Raw genomic sequence first — 22,721 nt, forward strand, 5'->3', positions numbered from 1 at the left:
GGACATGCGCGCAGATGTGCTGATTGTCGGGGCCGGAATGGTCGGAAGCGCCCTGGCGCTGGCGTTGCAGGGCAGTGGCCTGCAGGTGCTGCTGCTGGACGGCAGCCCGCTGAGCGTCAAACCGTTCGACCCTCATGTTGCGTTCGAGCCGCGGGTCAGCGCTTTGTCGGCCGCCAGCCAGCGTATCCTCGAGCGCCTTGGCGTGTGGGACGGCATCGTCGAGCGGCGTGCCAGCCCTTACAGCGAGATGCAGGTATGGGACGGCAGCGGCACCGGGCAGATCCACTTCTCGGCAGCCAGTGTGCATGCCGAGGTGCTGGGGCATATCGTCGAAAACCGTGTGGTTCAGGATGCGTTGCTCGATCGGCTGCACGACTGCGACCTCGGCCTGCTGGCGAATGCGCGCCTGGAGCAGATGCGCCGCTCCGGCGATGACTGGCTGCTGACCCTGGCCGATGGCCGCACCTTGCGCGCGCCGCTGGTGGTCGCGGCGGACGGTGCCAACTCTGCCGTGCGCCGCCTGACCGGCACCACCACCCGTGAGTGGGATTATTTGCACAACGCCATCGTCACCAGTGTGCGCAGCAGTCAGTCGCATCAGCGCACGGCGTGGCAGCGTTTTACCGACAACGGCCCGCTGGCGTTCCTGCCGCTGGTGCGGGACGGGCAGGAAGACTGGTGCTCGATCGTCTGGTCGACCACCCCGAGTGAGTCCGAGCGCTTGATGGCACTGGACGATGAAAGCTTCTGCCGTGAACTGGAACTCGCCTTCGAAGGGCGCTTGGGCACAGTATTAAGCGCTGATCCACGGGTGTGCGTGCCGTTGCGTCAGCGCCATGCCAAACGTTACGTGGCAGAAGGCCTGGCATTGATTGGCGACGCAGCCCACGTCATTCACCCGTTGGCGGGGCAGGGCGTGAACCTGGGCTTCCTCGATGCGGCGGTGCTGGCCGAAGTACTGCTGGCGGCCAACGAGCGTGGCGAGCGCCTGGCGGATGCGAAGGTGCTCAGCCGTTACGAGCGCCGGCGCATGCCGCACAACCTGGCGTTGATGGCGGCGATGGAAGGCTTTGAGCGGTTGTTCCAGGCCGATCAGCTGCCGTTGCGTTGGCTGCGTAATGCCGGACTGAAGGTGGTTGAGCAGATGCCGGAGGCCAAAGCGTTGTTTGTGCGTCAGGCCTTGGGCTTGTCCGGGGATTTGCCGGAACTGGCCAAGGCCTGAGAGGGGCTGCGCAACATTTGGTAACGGCTCCGTCGAGCGTTACCAAATGTGAGTCCTTATCATTTGCGCTCTTTTCGCAAATGAGAGACCGCACCCATGTTGGCACCCAAGCGCCTCCTGACTGCCCTGGCACTCACACTGATCGGCAGCACCACCGTGCAGGCGGCCGACGAAGTCGTGGTCTACTCCTCGCGCATCGACGAACTGATCAAACCGGTGTTCGATGCCTACACCAAGAAGACCGGCGTGCAGGTGAAGTTCATCACCGACAAGGAAGCGCCGCTGATGCAGCGCATCAAGGCCGAAGGTGAAAACGCCACCGCCGACCTGCTGCTCACCGTCGATGCCGGCAACCTCTGGCAGGCCGAGCAGATGGGCATCCTGCAACCGTTCACCTCCGCGGTGATCGACAAGAACATCCCCCTTCAATACCGCTCTTCGGCCCATGCCTGGACCGGCTTGAGCCTGCGTGCGCGGACCATCGCCTATTCCACCGATCGCGTAAAGCCGGGCGACCTGACCACCTACGAGGCGCTGGCCGACAAACAATGGGAAGGCCGCCTGTGCCTGCGCACTGCGAAGAAGGTCTACAACCAGTCGCTGACCGCCACCCTGATCGAAACCCACGGCGCGGCCAAGACCGAAGAAATCGTCAAGGGCTGGGTCAACAACCTGTCCACCGACGTGTTCTCCGATGACATCGCCGTGCTCGAGGCCATCAACGCCGGGCAGTGCGACGTTGGCATCGTGAACACCTACTACTACGGCCGCCTGCATAAGCAGAAGCCGGACCTGGCAGTGAAGCTGTTCTGGCCGAACCAGGGCGACCGTGGGGTTCACGTCAACCTGTCGGGCATCGGCCTGACCAAACACGCACCACACCCGGAAGCGGCCAAGGCGCTGGTGGAGTGGATGACCACGCCGGAAGCGCAGAAAATCTTTGCGGATGTGAACCAGGAGTTCCCGGCCAACCCGGCCGTGCCGCCGTCGGCTGAAGTCGCGACCTGGGGCAAGTTTGTGGCCGATACGTTGCCGGTGGAAGTGGCGGGCAAGCGTCAGGCTGAAGCTATTCGCTTGATGGATCGGGCTGGCTGGAACTAAGTACACGCTTAAAAACACCGCAAGACAGTGAGGGAGCTGGCTTGCCTGCGATAGCATCACTGCGGTGTGACTGACACACCGAGGTGCCTGCATCCCGGGCAAGCCCGGCTCCCACACTGTTTTGTGGCGAGTTAAAAATATTATCCCCAGAGATCTGTTCCTTGGCCCATCCCGCCCAACGCCGCTGGTACCTGCCGGTCTTCACCGTCGCCGCCTTGGTGCTGCTGCCGCTGAGCGTGCTGTTGCTGTCGTGGCAGACCATTGACCATCAAATCTGGTCCCACCTGTGGGAAACCCAGATGCCGCGCCTGCTGGGCAATACCTTGACCCTCGTGCTGGGCGTCGGTGTGGGCGTCACGCTGCTGGGCGTCAGCCTGGCCTGGCTGACCAGCCTCTGCGAATTCCCCGGCCGGCGTTGGCTGGACTGGGCGTTGATGCTGCCTTTCGCGATTCCCGCCTATGTGCTCGCCTTCGTCTTCGTTGGCTTGCTGGACTTCTCCGGTCCGGTGCAAACCCTGCTGCGTGACTGGTTCGGCATGGGGCTGCGCCTGCCTCGCGTACGGTCCACCAGCGGCGTGATCATCGTGCTGGTGCTGGTGTTCTACCCCTACGTTTACCTGCTGGCGCGCACCGCGTTTCTCGCCCAAGGCAAGGGCCTGATGGAGGCGGCGCGGGTATTGGGGCAGTCGCCGTGGCAAGCGTTCTGGCGTGTGGCCTTGCCCATGGCGCGCCCGGCCATCGGTGCGGGTGTGGCCCTGGCGCTGATGGAGACGTTGGCTGATTTTGGCGCCGTCTCGGTGTTCAACTTCGACACCTTTACCACCGCCATCTACAAGACCTGGTATGGCTTTTTCAGCCTCTCCAGTGCGGCGCAACTGGCCAGCCTGTTGCTCCTGGTGGTGATGCTGGTGCTGTACGGCGAGCGCCGTGCCCGAGGCGCCAGCCGACCGAGCAATGAGCGGCCTCGCGGCAAGGCGCTGTACCACCTGCGAGGGTTCAAGGCAGCGGCGGCCAGCGGTTGGTGCGGATTGGTGTTTGCCTGCGCGTTTGTGATTCCGATGCTGCAACTGGTGGCCTGGTTCTGGCAGCGTGGCCGCTTCGATCTGGACGAGCGCTACGCCGGCTTGATCGTCCATACCCTCTATCTGGGTGGCATGGCGGCCCTGATCACCGTCAGCGTGGCCCTGGTGCTGGCGTTCGCCCATCGTTTGGCGCCCACCCGGGCCATCCGCTCCGGCATCAGCCTGGCCAACGTGGGTTACGCGCTGCCGGGCTCGGTGCTGGCGGTGTCGATCATGTTGGCGTTCAGCTACCTGGATCGGGAACTGGTGATCCCGGTATCAGGCTGGCTGGGGGGCGCCGGCAAACCGCTGTTACTGGGCAGTTTGTCGGCCTTGCTGCTGGCGTATCTGGTGCGCTTCATTGCGGTGGCCTACGGGCCGCTGGAAAACAGCCTGGCGCGAATCCGACCGTCCTTGCCGGAAGCCGCCCGCAGCCTGGGCGTCAGCGGGCCGCGACTGTTTTGCAAAGTGTATCTGCCGCTTTTGCTGCCGGGCACCCTGAGCGCGGCGCTGCTGGTGTTTGTCGATGTGCTCAAGGAAATGCCTGCGACCCTGCTGATGCGCCCGTTCGGCTGGGACACACTGGCGGTGCGGATTTTCGAGATGACCAGCGAAGGGGAGTGGGCGCGGGCTTCGCTGCCTGCCTTGACGCTGGTGTTGGTGGGCCTGTTACCGGTCATCGGGTTGATCCGACGTTCGGCGAGACGAATCGGTTAGGTGCCAGTCCTACGGCTTGAGGCTACAATGCGCGGCATTCGGTGCGGTCGATCTTTCAGATCGGGTTGCTGAACGCGGCTACAGGCCTTGTATTTCAAGGCGTGCGGCCCGAAGGCGACCGTCCGCACCTTCGCCACGCCCGGAAGGAGAAACCCATGGGACAGCGCACGCCTCTGTATGACCTGCATCTCGCCCTTGGCGCGAAAATGGTCGATTTTGGCGGTTGGGATATGCCGTTGCACTACGGCTCGCAGGTTGAAGAGCACCATCAGGTGCGACGCGACTGCGGGGTGTTTGATGTATCCCATATGACCGTGATCGATATCACAGGCCCCCAGGCCAAGGAATGGCTCCAGCATTTGCTGGCCAATGATGTTGACCGATTGCACGGCTGCGGCCGTGCGTTGTACAGCGCCATGCTCAACGAGCAGGGCGGCGTGGTGGACGACATGATCGTGTACCGCACCGAGAGCGGTTACCGGCTGGTGGTCAACGCCGCCACCCGTGACCAGGACATGGCCTGGATGCAGGCTCGGCTTGGCAGCTTTCAGGCCCAGATCCACGAGCGGCCAGAATTGGCCATGCTCGCTATTCAGGGCCCCCATGCCCGGCAGAAGATCGCCGAGCTGGTCAGCCAATCACGCGCCACCTTGATTCACCAGCTCAAGCCCTTTGAAGGCCTGGCCGACGGCGACTGGTTTATTGCGCGCACCGGTTACACCGGCGAAGACGGCCTGGAAATTGTCCTGCCGGCCAACCAGGCCCCGGCGTTTTTCAACGATCTGGTGGGCGCAGGTATTTCACCCATCGGCCTCGGCGCCCGCGACACGCTGCGCCTTGAGGCCGGCATGAACCTCTACGGTCAGGATATTCATCAGGACGTTTCGCCCCTGGCAGCCAACATGGCCTGGAGCATCGCCTGGGAACCGGCCGAGCGCAATTTCATCGGCCGCGCCGCCCTGGAGGCCGAAAAGGCTGCCGGTGTGAAGTCCAAGCTGGTCGGCCTGGTACTGGAGGAACGTGGGGTTTTACGTGCTCATCAGGTGGTTCGCATCGCCAATGTTGGCGAAGGAGAGATCACCAGTGGTAGTTTCTCTCCTACGCTAAGCAAATCCATTGCCCTGGCGCGTGTGCCGTCGGCGACTGCTGACCGGGCCGAGGTGGAAATCCGCGGCAAGTGGTACCCGGTTCGGGTGGTCAAACCGACCTTCGTGCGTCATGGCAAAACATTGATTTAACGTTTCCGGCGGGCCAATGGCCGCTGACATTTTTTCTTGAGGACACAGACTATGAGCGATATCCCTGCCGACCTGCGTTTTGCCGAAAGTCACGAATGGGCCCGTCTGGAAGCTGACGGCACCGTGACCGTCGGGATCTCGGACCATGCCCAGGAAGCATTGGGGGATGTGGTGTTTGTCGAGTTGACTGAAGTCGGCAACGTCTTTGAAGCGACTCAGCAGGCGGGTGTGGTTGAGTCGGTAAAGGCCGCTTCGGATATCTACTCGCCAATTGCTGGCGAAGTGATCGCGGTGAACGACGCCTTGAGCGGCGAGCCAGAGCTGTTGAACTCCGACCCTTACGGCGCCTGGATCTTCAAGCTCAAGCCAAGCAACCCGGCTGAGCTGGACAAGCTGCTGGACGCTGCCGGTTACAAGGCAGCCATCGGCGAGTGATCCCGCTGCGGGAGCCGGCAACCGGCTCCCGCAAAGGTTTTATCCGCGCTTCAATACCGCTTTGACCGCCGCCACAGAACGCTCTACATCTGCCTTCGTCATCGCCGTGAACATCGGCAACGACACAATCAAACGACCCACTTTTTCCGCTACCGGGAACATGCCTTCCTTGAATCCCTGCGCCTTGTACAAGCTCAGCAGGTGGATCGGCGGGTAGTGATAGCCAATGCCGACGCCATGGGCCTGCATCTGCTCCATGAACGTGGCACGTGCCGGCAAACCGTCCTGGCGTTCCGGCAGTACCAGTTGGAACAGGTGCCAGTTGCTGTTTTCGAAGTCTGCTGGCGGCAATTGCGCACCGTACTGCTCTTCGAAATCACTGCCGAAACATTCGAAATAGTGCCGCGCCAGTTCCTGGCGATGAGCGGTGATCTTCTCGATATGGGCAAATTGGCCCAAGCCGATGGCCGCTGCGATGTCGGTCATGTTGAACTTGCCACCGAGTACATCCACGTCCAGGCCGTCGAAGCCGGTACGGGTAACGCCTTGCAGGCGATATTTTTCCGCCAGGCGCGCTTCTTCAGCGTTGTTCAATACCAGGCAGCCGCCTTCGGATGACGTGATGTTCTTGTTCGCCTGGAAGCTGAACGACACGAAATCGCCGGTAGCACCAATGCGCTGACCATCCCAACTGGAACCCAGGGCCTGGGCCGCATCTTCGACGATGCGCAGGTTGTACTTGTTGGCCAGCGCGTAGAGCAAAGGCATGTCCAGCGGCAGACCGGCCAGGTATACCGGGATGATTGCCTTGGTGCGCGGCGTGATCGCGGCTTCCACCTGGGCCAGGTCGATATTGCGGGTTACCGGGTCGATATCGGCGAACACCGGTGTGGCGCCGACTTCCAGAATCACGTTGGCTGTGGCTACCCACGAAATCGGGGTGGTGATGACTTCGTCCCCAGGCCCGATACCGGCGATGCGCAAGGCGATCTCCATGGTGCAGGTGCCGGAGTTGAAGGTGCGTACCGGGCGGCCGCCAAAGTATTCCGACAGCTGCGCTTCGAACGCCTGCACTTTGGGCCCGCTGGTGATCCAGCCGGAGCGCAGTACGTCGCCCACCGCCGAGATGGTGGCTTCATCAATGGTGGGCTTGGAGAACGGCAGAAAGGGCAGTTGGCTCATGACGTTGAAGGCATCCGTTTCAGAAGGCGATGAGAAAAAAGCATATCAATGCCGGGCATGGTTGCACGGCTCGACTGAATATAGCCTGTCATCTGTGAATGAATCGTCCCCCCCTTAAACAAAAATGCCGCCTTGGGAGCGGCATTTTCAGCATCGGTGTCAGAAGGCGACGCGTGCCTCAAGAAACACATTCTGTTCCTTGAGCTTGCCTTTGAGCTGTTCGTCCAGGGCATTTATCCGGTTGGCGAAGGTGTTGTAGCCGGTTTCGATCCGGCCCATGTCCACGTAACGCCAGCCGGTGCCCAGGGTCAGGGTTTCGCTGACCTTGGCATCCAGCCCCAGGCCCACGCTGTAGGCGAAGTTGTGTTGGCGATGGCTGGCGAAGCGACGGGTTTCGTTGGTCTGATAACCCTTGGCGTCAATTTGGGCCAGGCCCACCCCCGCCATACCGTAGAACGACAGCCATTCATTGATCGGGATATTTTTATAACCGTTTAGCATCAAGCGCTGGCTGTCGGTCTGCAGGCTGTTGACGTTGACATTGAACGGTGCCCAATGGGATTTGAAGTTCGAGTGGCTGGGCGTGGTGTATTCACCTTCAAGGCGCCAGCCATCAGCCAAGGCATAACCGACGGCAAATGAACCGGTGAATGTCTTGCTGCTGTCAGGCGCCTCTACCCGGTGGGTTACCCGCGGGCTGGTCAACAGGGAACTTGAGAGATTCTGGCGGGCGCTGTTGAGCTTTGCCGACCCGTACCAGCCTTCTGCCTGGGCATACGGGGCGGCAATGGCGGCGAGTATCAGGGCGTAAGAGAGTTTTTGCATGGTCATCGATTCACTCGGTCTAAAGGGAATCGATAGCTTGTTGCCGGGCGCGCAGGCAGCTCGACAGGACTTTTCCTGTTCGAATGTTGAATCGCCAATGTCGGGTGTAGGAAGTCTGGGCAAAAAAATGCCGCTCTCGAAGAGCGGCATTTTTTACGCGACGGTATTACTCGGAAGCAATGGCGTTTTTCGCCAGGATCGCGTTGGCCAGGTCCATGTCCGTGGCCTTGAGGCCAGGGTTGTCGGCGCGGACCTTCTGCATCGCAGCTTCCAGGTAAGGGCCACGGATGCTGCCGTCGCTGGCAACGAAGCTACCGGCGTCGTCTTGAGCGGCGACTACCATTTTGTGGTCCTTGAAGGTCAGGTACGTCGAGCCGGTCGTGGCACCCGATGAGATGACATTACGCCAGAAGCTGTCGGCCATGGCTGAACCGACAGGAAGGGAAAGCACAGCGAGGGTTGCGACAGCATATTTTAGACGCATGATGGGTGACTCCGACTGGGTTATCTGAACAGTTTGATTGTAGATAGCCCAGCCGAGTTCCATGGATGACTAAACAGTTTCAACCTGCAAAATCACGCCTTCCTGACCAATGACACGTACGTGTGCCCCAACTGGCGCGTCAGGCCCGGAAGCCATCCACACGCCGTCGCCAACCTTGATCTTGCCCCGGCCCTCGATAATGGCCTGATGCACCACAAAGGTGCGGCCGATCAGCTCAGAACCGCGCATGTTCAGCCCCGGCTGGTCGCTGACCTTGGCGCTGCTGCGCTGGCGTCGCCACCAGTACACCGCCGTCAGGATCGACAACACCGCGAACAACAGCAGTTGCCATTCAAGGCCCAGGTTCGGGATCAGGAACTTGATCACGCCTACAGCTGCTGCAGCAATGCCCATCCACAGCAGATAACCACCGGCACCGAACACTTCAAGGATCAACAGCACCGTGCCCAGTGCCAGCCAGTCCCAAAACGACAGGTGCTGCAGGAATTCCCACATGGTGCGTGCCTCAGGCTTTCTTGTTGTCGAAGGTTGCCTTGACGATCTCGCCGATGCCCCCGACCGCACCAATCACCTGGCTGGCTTCCAGCGGCATCAGGATCACCTTGCTGTTGTTGGCCGATGCCAGCTTGCCCAGTGCGTCGATGTATTTCTGGGCGACAAAGTAGTTGATGGCTTGCACGTTACCGGTGGCGATCGCTTCGGATACCACTTGAGTGGCGCGGGCTTCAGCTTCAGCCTGACGTTCGCGGGCTTCGGATTCCAGGAAGGCGGCCTGACGACCACCTTCAGCTTCCAGGATCTGCGCCTGCTTCTTGCCTTCGGCGGTCAGGATTGCGGAGGCTCGCAGGCCTTCGGCTTCCAGGATCTGTGCACGCTTGATCCGCTCGGCCTTCATCTGGCCGGACATGGCAGCCATCAGGTCGGCAGGCGGGCTGATGTCCTTGATCTCGATCCGGGTGATCTTGATGCCCCACGGTGCGGTAGCTTCGTCGACGGTGCGCAGCAGTTTTTCGTTGATGCCGTCACGCTGGCTGAGCATCGCATCCAGCTCCATGGAGCCGAGCACGGTACGGATGTTGGTTTGCAGCAGGTTGCGGATGGCGTGTTCGAGGTTGTTCACCTCGTAGGCGGCCTGGGCGGTATTGACCACCTGGAAGAAGCACACGGCGTCGATCTGCACCGTGGCGTTGTCGGCGGTGATGACTTCCTGGGGTGGAATATCCAGCACGCTTTCCATCACGTTGATTTTGCGACCGATGCGGTCCATGACCGGAATAATGATGTTGAGGCCCGGCTTGAGGGTGTTGGTGTAGCGGCCGAAGCGCTCGACCGTCCACTGGTAACCCTGGGGGACCACTTTGAAACCCATGAAGAGGATGGCGACGGCCAAGCCTACGAAAAGAAGCAGTACGGTTCCGATCTGCATAACGATTCCCTATCTGGTGTTGGCGGTAACGCGAGGTTTAACCGATTGTAACGGTGTTGTCAGGGATAAGGACGGTTTACCGGCCCATCAATCAAAGGATTTGTTTCTGAATCCCCAGGCGTCACTCGCAGTACTTCTTCCAGGGTCGTCAGCCCTGCCATTACCTTGCGCGTGCCGGCAGACCGCAAGCTGCACATTCCTTGGTCAAGGGCCGCGTGACGCAGGACCTGAAGGTCGGTGCCCGGGGTGACCAGCGCCTTGAGGCGGTCGTTCATCAGCATGATCTCGTAGATCCCGGCTCGCCCTCGGTAACCACTTTCCCGACAGTCCCCGCAACCCACTGCCTGATAGACCTGCCCGCTGGGTCGCTTGCAGTGCGGGCACAACAGCCGCACCAGGCGCTGGGCCATCACCCCCAGCAACGTCGCATTGATCAGGTAATGGGGAATACCCAGTTCCTGCAGGCGGCTGATGGCGCCGGGTGCGTCGTTGGTGTGGAGTGTCGACAGCACCAGGTGCCCGGTCAGGGCGGCCTGGATCGCCATTTCTGCGGTCTCCAGGTCGCGAATCTCGCCGATCATGATGATGTCCGGATCCTGGCGCATCAGGGCGCGGATGCCGCTGGCGAAGGTCAGGTCGATGTTGTGCTGGACCTGCATCTGGTTGAAGGCCGGCTCGACCATCTCGATCGGGTCTTCGACGGGGCACAGGTTGACCTCGCGGGTGGCCAGTTGCTTGAGCGTGGTGTACAGGGTACTGGTCTTGCCCGAGCCCGTGGGGCCCGTGACCAGAATGATGCCGTTGGCCTGGCCGGTCATGGACTGCCAGCGTTGCAGGTCGTCGTCGGAGAGCCCCAGTTGCTGGAAGTCCTTGTGTAGCACCTGTGGGTCAAAAATGCGCATCACCAGTTTTTCACCGAAGGCTGTGGGCAAGGTCGAAAGACGCAGTTCCACTTCGCCGCCCGCCGGGCTTTTGGTCTTCACCCGGCCGTCCTGGGGTTTGCGTTTTTCCGCCACGTTCATCCGGCCGAGACTTTTCAGGCGGCTGACCACCGCCATCATGACCTGGGATGGGAACTGATAGACGTCGTGCAGCAGCCCATCAATACGGAAACGCACATGGCCCTGATCGCGTCCGGGTTCGATATGGATATCACTGGCCCGTTGGCCGAAGGCGTATTGCAGCAGCCAGTCGACGATGTTGACGATGTGCGCGTCGTTGGCGTCGGGTTCCTGGTCGCTGGCGCCGAGGTTGAGCAGTTGCTCGATGTTGGGAGCGCCGGATGTTTTTTGATCAACCGCACCGCTGACCGATTTTGCCAGCCGGTAAAACTCCACGGTGCAGCGCTGGATATCCTGGGGGTTGGCCACCACCCGCCTGATGGAACGCTTCAACACTTGAGCCAGGCCCGCTTCCCAACTGCTCACGTAAGGCTGGGCACTGGCGACGGTAACGCTGTGGGCGTCGACCGCAACCGCCAGGATTTTGTGGCGCTGGGCAAAGGCGTATGACATCAGCGGCACCACTGCGGCGACATCGATTTTCAACGGGTCGATACGCAGGTAAGGCTGCCCGCAGTGACGGGCCAGCCATTCGGTCAGGATTTCCAGCGGCGGCCCCGAGCCGGCAATGCATTCCAGGGGATGCAGCCCGCTGTTTGCCGGTACGGTCAGGTCGGCGGGCACCAGGCCCTGGTCGATCAAGGCAGGTAGCAGCTGGTGGATTTCCAGCCAGCGATCCTGGGTATTTGGCGCAACGGGCATGGTGACGTTCCTGGGCAACGATTAGGCGTAGTCCTCAGGCTAGTCACCCTTTGCGCGTCGGCCTCCAGGGTTTATTACAGGCTTTTACTGACTGGCCGCCTGCACCGCCAGAGACCGCACAGCATCAGCCGGGTGCAGTTCCAGCGAGCACACATTGATCAGGTTACGAAGTTTTTCGCCGATCACCTGGGCCCGGTGCCAGCTCAGACCATCCATCACGATATCGATCGCCAGCAGGTCGTCTTCGCGCTGCACGTTCACCTGGCGAGGAACCAGGAACTGCAGGGCAAAATAGTTGAGCACCCGGCACAACACATCGGGTTCAGCCTCGGCGAGGATTTGATAGTGCGCCTGGCAGTGAGCGTTGCTGGCGGCCCAGGCATCGACACGTGGGGCGGGGTTGGCGGATTCGACGACGTGCATGATGATTCTCCGGATTCGACTGGAGAAATTTTTACATTCGGTGCGGGAGATTTCTTATCTAAAAAAGCCCGTATTGGCTTATAAGGGAATCATCTTATTCCAGAAAGTACGATTAACGGGTATTTCTATGCACAGTGAGTTGGACCTGTACGACCGGCGCATCCTGGCGCTGTTGCAGGAGGACGCTTCGCTTTCCAGCGCGCAGATTGCCGAACAGGTCGGCCTGTCGCAATCGCCCTGCTGGCGCAGGATTCAGCGGCTGAAAGAGGAGGGCGTGATTCGCGGCCAGGTTACCTTGCTGGATCGTAAGAAAATCGGCCTCAACACGCAGATTTTCGCCGAGGTGAAACTCAACGCCCACGGCCGTTCCAACTTCACTGAGTTCACCGAGGCGATTCGCGGTTTTCCGGAAGTGTTGGAATGCTATGTGCTGATGGGGGCGGTGGACTTTTTACTGCGGATCGTCACGTCGGACATTGAAGCGTATGAGCGGTTTTTCTTCGAAAAACTCTCGATGGTGCCGGGGATTCAGGAGGTCAACTCGATAGTGGCCTTGTCGGAGATCAAGTCCACCACGAGTTTGCCGGTGTTGCGCTGATAGTTGTCATGGCCTGACTTTAGTGGCGAGGGAGCAAGCTCCCTCACCACAAGGGGTTTACAGGCGCAGCAGGGTTTTCCAGGCGCGATTCTGATACACCGCGATTGCCTGATGCATCCGCGCATCCAGCGACTCATCGGTGATCGGCTGGTTGGCAAGGTGCGCCAGCTTGTTCAACTCGCCATACAGACGGTCCAGCTCGGCGATATCCAGCACCTGGCGTGCATGGTGCAGCCAGGCCAGGATGCGTTCGATACGCGGCAGTTGCTCGGCCAGGTCTTCCGGCTGTTGCTGGTAGCGCGGCAGTTGCAGGGCGACGGCGTCGTCGGCCAACAGGCGAGGTAGCCAGTTGGCGAGCTGTGCCGCGCCTTGGCGATTGCCACGCACGTTGCGATCCGCCGCCCAGGTACGAGCCAGCAGCCAGCGGGAAGTGGTCAGCGAGAACAGGCCCCAGCGCACGTCTTCCAGTTCTTCGGCGAACTGTTCCGGCGCGGCCTTGCGGATGTCTTCATCGTCGTCACCGGCCTGAACCAGCGGACGCCAGTCTTCCAGCAAGGCGTCCAGTGCGGCGCGCAGTTCGCTGGTGGATTGGCGTGGCGCGGCCTGGCCGAGACTGCCGAGCAGGGCACGCAGTTCGCCGAGGTTTTCCACCCAGTCCTGCAGCAGACGCCAGTGGCCATTGAAACGGTATTGCTCGGCCAGGCGCTGGCTGCTGCCCAACAGGTGCCACATCACGGCGGCAAACGCGTCGTCCAGCGGCATTTCGGCGTGTAGTACTGGTGCCGGCAGGCTCAGGGAATAGCTGTTGGCGTCGAACAGGCGATAGCCACGCTCGGCCTTGCTGATATCACATGGCATCAGCGCCAGAGTCGCGGCCAGTTCAGCGGCCAGTTCCAGCAGGGCGGCCGGGTCGCCTTCGCGCAGTTCCAGTTCCAGCTCGCAGATTTCTTCTTTCTGCTTGCCGGCGACCACGTGGCCCAGGTCCAGGGCGGCTTCGATCACGACCTTGGCCTTGCCGCGGCCCCAGGCGATTTCGGCGCGTTCGCGAACGAAATCGGTGGTGAAGATGGGTTTGAGGGTCTTTTTGTCCAGCTCGGCCAGTTGCTCGGGCCAGCATTCGCCGTCGAGTTTCTTCACGTCGAGCTTGGCTTTGGCCAAGTCCCAGTTGTACTCATTGCGTTCCGACAAGCCGGCGACGCTCTGGCCACGGGTCTTGAGGGTCTGGATCACTTCGTCGCCGTCTTTGCGCAGGCGCAGGGCCACTTTGGCCTGGGCCAGGTCGCGTTCCGGGGTGTCGAAGTACTGGTTCATCAACTCACGGCGTTCCCAGCCACTTTTGTTGCGTTTTTTCAGTAACGGATGCTCACGCAGCGCGGCGAGGGTTTCGCGGCTGACGCGGAGCTTGATTTCGGTTTCTTTCTGCATGGCCGGAAAATCCAGGATCGGGAGCGCAGCCGGGGAAAAGAGTGGCTGCCAAGGTCGTGCAGTGTACAGGACTGAGCCCGGCAACGCGCCGCAACGGTTTATTGTGTCACTCAGATAGCTCTATGATGGGCTTCGTCCGGGAAGTTGAGAGACAGCGCATGCCTTTACCGTCCATGAAAGAACAATTCGCCGCGCTGATTGCCGCGCCTTCGGTCAGTTGTACCCAGGCCTCTCTCGACCAATCCAACCGCCCGGTCATCGATTTGCTCGCCACCTGGCTGGGGGACCTGGGATTTGCCTGCGACATCCAGCAGGTCAGCCCCGGCAAATTCAACTTGCTGGCCAGTTTCGGCAGCGGCCCTGGCGGCCTGGTGTTGGCGGGACACAGTGACACCGTGCCCTACGACGGCGCGTTATGGCAGACCGATCCGCTCAAGCTGACGGAAGTCGACGGCCGCTGGGTAGGACTGGGCAGCTGTGACATGAAGGGCTTTTTCGCCCTGGTGATCGAAGCCGTCCAGCCGTTGCTCGACCAGCCTTTCAAGCAACCGCTGCTGATTCTTGCCACCTGCGATGAAGAAAGCTCCATGGCCGGCGCCCGGGCGCTGGCCGAGGCGGGCCGTCCTTTAGGCCGCGCGGCGGTGATCGGCGAGCCGACTGGCCTCAAACCGATCCGCCTGCACAAGGGCGTGATGATGGAGCGCATCGATATCCTCGGGCGCAGCGGCCATTCGTCCGATCCAAGCCTGGGCCACAGCGCGCTCGAAGCCATGCACGACGCCATTGGCGAACTGCGTGGCCTGCGCCTGGCCTGGCAGCGCGAATACCGCAATCCGCAATTCAGTGTGCCGCAGCCGACCATGAACTTCGGCTGCATCCACGGTGGCGACAACCCCAACCGCATCTGCGGCCAATGCTCCCTGGAATTCGACCTGCGGCCCTTGCCGGGCATGGATCCCCAGGTGCTGCGCGCCGCCATCCGGCAGAAGCTTGAACCCTTGGCCGAGCGCCATCAGGTGAAGATCGACTACGCGCCGCTGTTCCCCGAAGTGCCGCCGTTCGAGCAGGCCGAGGACGCGGAGTTGGTGCGGGTAGCTGAACGACTTACCGGTCATCGCGCCGAAGCAGTGGCGTTCGGCACCGAAGCGCCTTATCTTCAGCGCCTTGGTTGCGAGACCCTGGTGCTTGGCCCTGGCGATATCGCCTGCGCCCATCAGCCCGGCGAGTACCTTGAAATGTCACGCTTGACGCCTACAGTGCGTCTATTGCGGGAACTGATTCAACATTACTGCCTGACATCTGCATAAATTAACCCCTGCCTATCCGTACATAGAAGGAGAGCGAGCGTGTCGCCAAGCCTGTTCCGACGATAACCAACAGCCCGCTGTGCGTTTCCACGATTCATCCTTTATTTGGCTGCTTTTTATTACAGGCCCAGGTTTTATGCCCGAATACGTCAATTGGCTTCGTCACGCTTCGCCTTACATCAATGCCCACCGGGATTGCACCTTTGTCGTCATGCTGCCGGGCGACGGTGTGGAGCACCCGAACTTCGGCAATATCGTCCACGACCTGGTGCTGCTCCACAGCCTGGGCGTGCGGCTGGTGCTGGTCCATGGGTCGCGCCCACAAATTGAAACCCGCCTCGCTGCCCGTGGCTTGACTCCGGCTTACCACGAAGGCTTGCGCATCACCGATGCCGCGACCCTGGAGTGTGTGATCGACGCAGTCGGCCATCTGCGCATCGCCATCGAAGCGCGCTTGTCCATGGACATGGCGTCCTCGCCGATGCAGGGCTCGCGCCTGCGGGTGGCCAGCGGCAACCTGGTGACGGCGCGCCCGATCGGTGTACTTGAAGGTGTCGACTATCACCATACCGGCGAAGTGCGCCGGGTCGACCGCAAGGGCATCAACCGCCTGCTGGACGAGCGTTCCATCGTATTGCTGTCGCCGCTGGGTTATTCGCCTACCGGTGAAATCTTCAACCTCGCCTGCGAAGACGTCGCCACTCGCGCCGCCATTGACCTGGGCGCGGACAAATTGCTGCTGTTTGGCGCCGATCTTGGTTTGATCGATGAACATGGCCGGCTGGTGCGTGAACTGCGGCCGCAACAGGTGCCTGCGCACCTGCAACGCCTGGGCAGTAATTACCAGGCCGAGCTGCTGGACGCGGCGGCTGAAGCTTGCCGTGGCGGCGTGGGCCGCAGCCATATTGTCAGTTATGCCGAAGATGGTGCCTTGCTGACCGAACTGTTCACCCGGGACGGCGGCGGTACGCTGGTGGCCCAGGAGCAGTTCGAACTGGTGCGCGAAGCGGCGATTGAAGACGTCGGCGGTTTGCTGGACCTGATCAGCCCGCTGGAAGAACAGGGGATTCTGGTGCGTCGTTCCCGTGAGGTGCTGGAGCGGGAAATCGAGCAGTTCAGCGTGGTGGAGCGTGAGGGCATGATCATCGCCTGCGCGGCGTTGTATCAGATCGCCGACTCGGACGCAGGGGAGCTGGCGTGCCTGGCAGTGAACCCGGAGTACCGTCATGGCGGTCGCGGTGATGAACTGCTGGAACGCATCGAGACCCGTGCCCGGGCCCAGGGTTTGAAAACGTTGTTCGTGCTGACGACCCGCACCGCCCACTGGTTCCGCGAGCGTGGGTTTGTGCCGAGTACGGTGGATCGCCTGCCGTCGGCGCGGGCGTCGCTGTACAACTATCAGCGTAACTCGAAGATTTTCGAAAAGGCGTTGTAAGCGTGACTGGACGAGAGGGCAAACCTCTCGTCTGTCAGTTCTGCGTGTTTTTCAATCGCGACTATGCTGACCGGTCTTCCAGCCGGATTGTCGATTTGTCGATACGATCGACATTAAAGTGACATCATTTCTGCCGATACTCTGAAACATGCCGATACGGTAACCGTCATGATCGCCCGTTAGGGTGAGGTGGTTCGGTGAAATGACAAAAGAAAGTTTCATCGATACAAAAACTGTAACAAATTGACGAGACGATAGGCATTTGGCCATGATGGCGTCGCGTTTTTGATCGCGCATGACGTATGACCCGTCTGGGGAATACAAAACGATCTAAAAAAGCGTGGAGAAATACTCTTCAGGAATACCCCAATGGAGTTTTACCGCCTCTTCGGCTTGATAGCCCATGGACAGTCTTATTCCTGAATCGTATGAAAAAGGATGAAACAATTCTTTTTGGGTGTATGAAAAACTCATTACCCTGCAAGGACCAAATCAACTGCGGTTAGACGAAGGTAGTAGACACACAAGGTTACGATTGACTTGTCAGTCACTATCTGGCGCTAATCGCGCATCTGTGGATCGAGGGCGTCAGACCCGAGACCTAAGAAATACAAAAATTAGAAATGAGAGGAGCGGTACATGAAGAAGTCGACATTGGCGTTGGCTGTGACCCTGGGTGCAATCGCCCAGCAAGCAGGCGCCGCAGGTTTCATCGAAGACAGCAAGGCAACACTGGGTCTGCGTAACTTCTACATCAACACGGATAACCGTGATGGTGCTCCAACAGCCAGCAGCCGCAGCAAAAACGCCGAATGGGGCCAAGGCTTCGATCTGCGTTTCATCTCGGGTTTCACCCAAGGTACTGTTCAGTTCGGTGTTGACGCTATTGGCCTGTACGGCCTGCGTCTGGACTCCAGCCGCGCGGATCACGGTAACTACAGCGGCACCGCTTCGGGCGGCACGGTGTTCCCGAGCGACGGCAATAAGGCAGTCAATGATTTCGCCAGCCTGGGTGTGACCGGCAAGGTCAAAATCTCCCAGACCGTGGCAAAATTGGGCACCCTGCAGCCAAACAACCCGGTGATCAAGACCAACGACGGTCGCCTGTTGCCTCAGACCTTCCAGGGCGGCGAGATCGTTTCTAACGAAATCAAAGACTTGACTCTGACTGCTGGTCAAATCGAGTCCGCCAAGGGCCGTAACTCCAGCAACAACGAAAACCTGTCGATTGCTGGCGCGAACAAAAGCTCCAACTATGACACCGGCAAATTCAGCAACAAGTTCTACTACGCCGGTGCTGACTACAAGATCACCAAGGATCTGACCGCTTCGTACTACTTTGGCGAGCTGAAAGACTTCTACTCCCAGAACTTCCTGGGTCTGGTACACAACTGGGCAATCGGCCCGGGCGTGCTGAAAAGCGACCTGCGTTACTACCGCAGCCGCGATAACGGCGCGAATGCCAATACCACTGGCTACTACACCTCGGGTTACTACACCGACGGTGCCCGCCCTGCGACCAGCGGCAAGGTTGACAACGATCTGTACAGCTACCTGGCGCTGTACTCGGTTAACGGCCACACCTTCGGTGGCGGTTACCAGTACACCAAGGGCGACAGTGACTTCCCTTGGCTGAACCAAGGTGACGGTTCGTCGAATAGCACCACCACCGACATGCAGATCCAGAAGTTTGCCCGTGCTGGCGAACGTACCTGGCAAGCTCGTTACGCGTATGACTTCGCCAAAGTCGGCCTGCCAGGCCTGACCGCTGGTGTTGTCTACCTCAAGGGCAGCAACATCCAAACTACCGCCGGTGACAAAACCGAGTGGGAGCGCGACTTGACTCTGGCTTACGTTGTTCCAGAAGGCCCGCTGAAAAACCTCGGCGTTGCGTGGAAAAACGCAATGTGGCGTACCGATGTTGCGACTCGCGACCAGGACGAAAACCGCCTGATCGTCAGCTACTCGATCCCGCTGTTGTAAGAGCGTAAAACCTTGCCCGGCGCAACGCCGGGCAGGGTGCTTTACTTTTCAAGTCGGGCTCAACCCCCGCAAGCCCGTCCTGAACCCCTCTTTGTACAGCGTCTCAAGGCCTTCTCGAACCTTGAAGCCGATGTTGATCCACGCCTGTCGCCAAGTCCAATGAACAGATTTTTAATATTCCTTTATCGTCTAGATAAATCGATATTTATTCTTTTTAAATAATCCGCGACGCAGGCACAGTGGGCTCCATAAGCACTCATCAGGAGCCACACCATGAGCCTCAGACTGGGCGACATCGCCCCCGACTTTGAACAGGATTCCAGCGCCGGCAAGATTCGCTTCCACGAGTGGCTGGGCGATAGCTGGGGCGTGCTGTTTTCCCACCCGGCGGACTTCACCCCGGTGTGCACCACCGAGCTGGGTTTCACCGCCAAGCTCAAAGATGAATTCGCCAAGCGCGGCGTCAAGGCCATTGCCCTGTCGGTGGACCCGGTGGACTCCCACCACAAGTGGATCGAAGACATCAACGAAACCCAGAACACCATCGTCAACTTCCCGATCCTGGCCGACGCAGACCGCAAGGTCTCCGATCTGTACGACCTGATCCACCCGAATGCCAGTGACACCCTCACCGTGCGTTCGCTGTTCGTGATCGATCCGAACAAAAAGATTCGCCTGACCATCACCTACCCGGCCAGCACCGGGCGCAACTTCCACGAAATACTGCGGGTAATCGACTCGCTGCAACTGACCGATAACCACAAAGTCGCGACCCCGGCCAACTGGCAGGATGGTGATGAGGTGGTGATCGTGCCGTCGCTGAAGGACGAGGAAGAGATCAAGAAACGCTTTCCGAAGGGTTACCGGGCGGTGAAGCCGTACCTGCGACTCACCCCCCAACCGAATCGTTAAGGCTGATATCGCCATCGCGGGCAAGCCCGCTCCCACAGTTGACCGCATTCCCCTGTGGGAGCGGGCTTGCCCGCGATAGCGGCCTGACAGCAACAGAGAGTTCAAGTTGTAAACCGTCTCACACAGCAGGGGTTTTAAGGCCGTTTCGACGGCCTTTTTTTATGCCTGGAATTGAGTCGACGACATATGCATTTAAAGAATAAACAAATGAAAAAATAAGATTTATAGATATATAAATTGGCTGATATGGTCTGTCCCATCTTGGCGCCATCGCCACATAGCGAACCGCCGACACTTTCCAAAGGAATTGCCTACATGCTGGTCGTAACACTTGGTGGTAGCCCCAGCCAACGTTCCCGGTCCGGGGTCTTGCTGGATCACACCCGCAACTGGTTGCAGCAACAAGGCGTGGAAGTGGTGAGTTATCAGATACGGGACTTCCCGGCCGAAGACTTGCTGCACGCGCGGTTCGACAGCCCGAAAATCATCGACCTGCTGCAGCAAGTGGCAAACGCCGACGGCCTGGTGATCGCCACGCCGGTGTACAAGGCTTCGTTTTCCGGTGCGTTGAAAACCATTCTCGACCTGCTGCCCGAACGCGCCCTGGCCCACAAAGTGGTATTGCCGATGGCCACCGGCGGCAGCATCGCCCACATGCTCGCGGTGGACTACGCCTTGAAGCCGGTGCTGTCGGCCCTGAAAGCCCAGGAATTGCTCCACGGGATTTTCGCCGAAGACAGCCAGATCGCGTACGGCGAAGGCAGTGCCCAGGCGCAACTGGTGCCGGTGCTGGAACAACGTTTGAGCGAGGCCCTGGAAACCTTCTACAGCGCCATGGCCCGCCGCCCGAAACCCCTTGATCCCAATGTGTTGAATGAACGTTTGTTGAGTGCTCGCTGGAGCATTTAAGCCTCACCCAGCTTTACCTGGATTCAACAAGTACTACTCACCTTACTCAGCCGCCAACGGCCAAGCAGGTGCAGCCAACCCCCTCATCGTATTTTGGAGAGAGCGCCATGCGCACTGTCATCTTGCGTCGTGGTCTGGTCGCACTGTTTGCTGCGGCTGTGTCCTTCGGCGCCATTGTTCAAGCCCAGGCCGCCGAGACCCTGCGGATCGGCTATCAGAAATACGGCACCCTGGTGCTGCTCAAGGCCAAGGGCTCGCTGGAAAAGCGCCTGGCCGAGCAGGGCGTGCAAGTGCAGTGGACGGAGTTTCCCGGCGGCCCGCAGCTGCTGGAAGGACTGAACGTCGGTTCCATCGACTTCGGCGTGACGGGTGAAACGCCACCGGTGTTCGCCCAGGCCGCCGGTGCCGATCTGGTCTACGTCGCCTACGAACCACCAGCGCCGACCAGCGAAGCGATCCTCGTACCGAAAGACTCGCCGATCAAATCGGTGCAAGACCTCAAGGGCAAGAAAGTCGTCCTCAATAAAGGCTCCAACGTGCACTACCTGCTGGTACGTGCCCTGGAAGATGCCGGCCTGAAATACACCGACGTGCAGACCGTATTCCTGCCGCCCGCCGATGCCCGCGCCGCGTTCGAGCGTGGCAGCGTCGATGCCTGGGTGATCTGGGACCCGTACCAGGCAGCCGCCGAAAAACAACTGCAAGCCCGCACCCTGCGTGACGGCACCGGCATCGCCGACAACCATCAGTTTTACCTGGCCACCAAGCCCTACGCTGAAAAACACCCTGAAGTGATCAAGGCATTGGTGGAAGAAGTGCGCGCTGTGGGCGAATGGTCCAAGGCCAACCCGGAGCAAGTCACCGAACAAGTTGCACCGCTGCTGGGCCTGCCGGCCGACATCACCCTGACCTCGGTAAAACGCCAGGGCTACGGCGCGCTGTTCCTGACCCCGGAAGTGGTCGCCGCGCAGCAGAAAATCGCCGACAGCTTCTACCAACTTAAATTGATCCCCAAACCCTTGAGCATCAAGGACGTGATCTGGACGCCACCCGCCGCCGTTGCCAAAGCGCCGTAATCCGACTTCTTCAGGAGACAACTCCATGAGCCTCAATATTTTCTGGTTCCTGCCTACCCACGGCGACGGCCATTACCTTGGCACCGCCGAAGGCGCTCGCGCCGTTGATCACGGTTACCTGCAGCAAGTGGCCCAGGCGGCCGACCGCCTTGGCTTCGGCGGGGTGCTGATCCCCACCGGCCGCTCCTGCGAAGACTCGTGGCTGGTGGCAGCGTCGCTGATCCCGGTGACCCAACGTTTGAAATTTCTTGTCGCGCTGCGCCCCGGGATCATTTCCCCGACGGTGGCGGCGCGTCAGGCCGCGACCCTGGATCGTCTGTCCGGCGGCCGGGCGTTGTTCAACCTGGTGACCGGTGGCGACCCGGATGAATTGGCCGGCGACGGCTTGTTCCTGAGCCATGAAGAGCGTTACCAGGCGTCGGTGGAATTCACCCGCATCTGGCGCCGCGTACTGGAAGGCGAAACCGTCGATTACGACGGCCAGCACATCAGCGTCAAAGGCGCCAAGTTGCTCTATCCGCCGATCCAGCAACCGCGTCCGCCGCTGTATTTCGGGGGCTCCTCCGAAGCGGCCCAGGACCTGGCAGCCGAACAGGTGGAAATGGTCCTGACCTGGGGCGAGCCGCCGGCTGCGGTGGCGGAAAAGATCGCCCAGGTTCGCGCCAAGGCCGCCAAGCTCGGGCGTACCGTGCGCTTCGGCATTCGCCTGCATGTGATCGTGCGTGAAACCAACGCCGAAGCCTGGCAGGCCGCCGACAAACTGATCTCCCACGTGGACGATGAAACCATTGCCCGCGCCCAGGCCTCGTTGTCACGCTTCGATTCCGTAGGCCAGCAACGCATGGCCGCCTTGCACGGCGGTAGTCGCGACAACCTGGAAGTCAGCCCCAACCTGTGGGCCGGTGTAGGCCTGGTACGTGGCGGAGCCGGCACTGCCTTGGTGGGCGACGGCCCGACCGTGGCTGCACGGGTGAAGGAATACGCTGACCTTGGCATCGACACCTTTATCTTCTCCGGTTATCCACACCTGGAAGAGTCGTATCGCGTGGCCGAGTTGCTGTTCCCGCATCTGGACATCGAGCGTCCCGAGCTGCCGAAAGGCGCCGGCTACGTCAGCCCGTTCGGCGAAATGGTCGCCAACGACATTCTTCCCAAAGCTGCGTCCCAGAGCTGAGGCG

Annotated in this window: 22 protein-coding genes; 13 read left to right on the forward strand and 9 right to left on the reverse strand. The window is 60.3% G+C overall.

From position 1 onward, the window contains the following. Window positions 1-4 precede the first annotated feature (4 nt). The 5 genes from JFU58_RS12665 (at window position 5) to gcvH (ending at window position 5,774) form a co-directional block, all read left to right on the forward strand. A complete protein-coding gene (locus JFU58_RS12665) occupies window positions 5-1,222 on the forward strand; it encodes a 2-octaprenyl-3-methyl-6-methoxy-1,4-benzoquinol hydroxylase (RefSeq protein WP_201140843.1) in 1,218 nt (405 codons plus the stop codon). Window positions 1,223-1,318: 96 nt separating this feature from the next. After that, complete coding sequence (locus JFU58_RS12670; protein WP_008438892.1) at window positions 1,319-2,323, forward strand: extracellular solute-binding protein; 1,005 nt, start codon at window positions 1,319-1,321, stop codon at window positions 2,321-2,323. 161 nt (window positions 2,324-2,484) lie between these two features. Continuing rightward, the gene (locus tag JFU58_RS12675; RefSeq protein WP_063026389.1) at window positions 2,485-4,101 is read left to right on the forward strand and encodes an ABC transporter permease; all 1,617 of its coding nucleotides are present in this window, start codon (window positions 2,485-2,487) and stop codon (window positions 4,099-4,101) included. Between the two features lie 155 nt (window positions 4,102-4,256). Further along, window positions 4,257-5,339 carry a glycine cleavage system aminomethyltransferase GcvT gene (gcvT, locus tag JFU58_RS12680; RefSeq protein ID WP_201140824.1) on the forward strand — a complete coding sequence of 361 codons (1,083 nt, stop codon included), beginning with the start codon at window positions 4,257-4,259 and terminating at the stop codon, window positions 5,337-5,339. 51 nt (window positions 5,340-5,390) lie between these two features. Next, entirely contained in the window at window positions 5,391-5,774 is a 384-nt protein-coding gene (gene gcvH / locus JFU58_RS12685; RefSeq protein WP_017476603.1) for a glycine cleavage system protein GcvH, read from the forward strand. Window positions 5,775-5,813: 39 nt separating this feature from the next. Here the strand turns inward: gcvH and JFU58_RS12690 are convergent, their stop codons facing one another. From JFU58_RS12690 to JFU58_RS12720, 7 genes are all read right to left on the reverse strand, one after another. Beyond that, window positions 5,814-6,956, reverse strand: a complete 1,143-nt coding sequence (locus JFU58_RS12690; protein WP_063026393.1) for a DegT/DnrJ/EryC1/StrS family aminotransferase — start codon at window positions 6,954-6,956, stop codon at window positions 5,814-5,816. 159 nt (window positions 6,957-7,115) lie between these two features. Next, window positions 7,116-7,787, reverse strand: a complete 672-nt coding sequence (locus tag JFU58_RS12695) for an outer membrane protein (RefSeq protein ID WP_093203892.1) — start codon at window positions 7,785-7,787, stop codon at window positions 7,116-7,118. A gap of 160 nt (window positions 7,788-7,947) precedes the next feature. Continuing rightward, window positions 7,948-8,265, reverse strand: coding sequence for a DUF2388 domain-containing protein (locus tag JFU58_RS12700; protein WP_010167882.1), 318 nt, complete (start codon window positions 8,263-8,265; stop codon window positions 7,948-7,950). A gap of 69 nt (window positions 8,266-8,334) precedes the next feature. After that, a complete protein-coding gene (locus JFU58_RS12705; RefSeq protein ID WP_017476600.1) occupies window positions 8,335-8,781 on the reverse strand; it encodes an NfeD family protein in 447 nt (148 codons plus the stop codon). A 10-nt stretch (window positions 8,782-8,791) separates the two neighbouring features. Then, window positions 8,792-9,712, reverse strand: coding sequence for an SPFH domain-containing protein (locus tag JFU58_RS12710; RefSeq protein ID WP_003213925.1), 921 nt, complete (start codon window positions 9,710-9,712; stop codon window positions 8,792-8,794). A gap of 59 nt (window positions 9,713-9,771) precedes the next feature. Next, window positions 9,772-11,475, reverse strand: coding sequence for a GspE/PulE family protein (locus JFU58_RS12715; protein WP_201140826.1), 1,704 nt, complete (start codon window positions 11,473-11,475; stop codon window positions 9,772-9,774). Window positions 11,476-11,559: 84 nt separating this feature from the next. Further along, complete coding sequence (locus JFU58_RS12720) at window positions 11,560-11,898, reverse strand: hypothetical protein (RefSeq protein ID WP_201140827.1); 339 nt, start codon at window positions 11,896-11,898, stop codon at window positions 11,560-11,562. 127 nt (window positions 11,899-12,025) lie between these two features. Here JFU58_RS12720 and JFU58_RS12725 point away from each other — a divergent pair, with 127 nt between their 5' ends. Next, window positions 12,026-12,496, forward strand: coding sequence for an Lrp/AsnC family transcriptional regulator (locus JFU58_RS12725; protein ID WP_063026401.1), 471 nt, complete (start codon window positions 12,026-12,028; stop codon window positions 12,494-12,496). 57 nt (window positions 12,497-12,553) lie between these two features. Here the strand turns inward: JFU58_RS12725 and JFU58_RS12730 are convergent, their stop codons facing one another. Beyond that, entirely contained in the window at window positions 12,554-13,921 is a 1,368-nt protein-coding gene (locus JFU58_RS12730) for a CYTH domain-containing protein (protein WP_003213918.1), read from the reverse strand. Between the two features lie 158 nt (window positions 13,922-14,079). Between JFU58_RS12730 and argE the strand changes: the two genes are divergently transcribed. Further along, entirely contained in the window at window positions 14,080-15,228 is a 1,149-nt protein-coding gene (gene argE / locus JFU58_RS12735) for an acetylornithine deacetylase (RefSeq protein WP_026077852.1), read from the forward strand. A gap of 136 nt (window positions 15,229-15,364) precedes the next feature. After that, window positions 15,365-16,663: an amino-acid N-acetyltransferase gene (gene argA / locus JFU58_RS12740; RefSeq protein ID WP_010167865.1), complete on the forward strand. Its 1,299-nt coding sequence runs from the start codon at window positions 15,365-15,367 to the stop codon at window positions 16,661-16,663. Window positions 16,664-16,714: 51 nt separating this feature from the next. Here argA and JFU58_RS12745 read toward each other — a convergent pair whose 3' ends face one another. Next, window positions 16,715-16,960 carry a hypothetical protein gene (locus JFU58_RS12745; protein WP_148666938.1) on the reverse strand — a complete coding sequence of 82 codons (246 nt, stop codon included), beginning with the start codon at window positions 16,958-16,960 and terminating at the stop codon, window positions 16,715-16,717. Window positions 16,961-17,302: 342 nt separating this feature from the next. Between JFU58_RS12745 and JFU58_RS12750 the strand changes: the two genes are divergently transcribed. The 5 genes from JFU58_RS12750 (at window position 17,303) to ssuD (ending at window position 22,717) form a co-directional block, all read left to right on the forward strand. Then, window positions 17,303-18,646: an OprD family porin gene (locus JFU58_RS12750; protein ID WP_201140829.1), complete on the forward strand. Its 1,344-nt coding sequence runs from the start codon at window positions 17,303-17,305 to the stop codon at window positions 18,644-18,646. A 273-nt stretch (window positions 18,647-18,919) separates the two neighbouring features. Further along, the gene (locus JFU58_RS12755; RefSeq protein WP_003213910.1) at window positions 18,920-19,558 is read left to right on the forward strand and encodes a peroxiredoxin; all 639 of its coding nucleotides are present in this window, start codon (window positions 18,920-18,922) and stop codon (window positions 19,556-19,558) included. 315 nt (window positions 19,559-19,873) lie between these two features. Then, a complete protein-coding gene (gene ssuE / locus JFU58_RS12760) occupies window positions 19,874-20,467 on the forward strand; it encodes an NADPH-dependent FMN reductase (protein WP_017476595.1) in 594 nt (197 codons plus the stop codon). 107 nt (window positions 20,468-20,574) lie between these two features. Then, window positions 20,575-21,543: a sulfonate ABC transporter substrate-binding protein gene (locus JFU58_RS12765; protein ID WP_017476594.1), complete on the forward strand. Its 969-nt coding sequence runs from the start codon at window positions 20,575-20,577 to the stop codon at window positions 21,541-21,543. Window positions 21,544-21,568: 25 nt separating this feature from the next. Continuing rightward, complete coding sequence (gene ssuD, locus JFU58_RS12770; RefSeq protein ID WP_010167857.1) at window positions 21,569-22,717, forward strand: FMNH2-dependent alkanesulfonate monooxygenase; 1,149 nt, start codon at window positions 21,569-21,571, stop codon at window positions 22,715-22,717. The last annotated feature ends 4 nt before the right edge of the window (window positions 22,718-22,721 follow it).

The organism is Pseudomonas sp. TH34 (assembly GCF_016650865.1).
GTDB lineage: Bacteria > Pseudomonadota > Gammaproteobacteria > Pseudomonadales > Pseudomonadaceae > Aquipseudomonas > Aquipseudomonas yamanorum.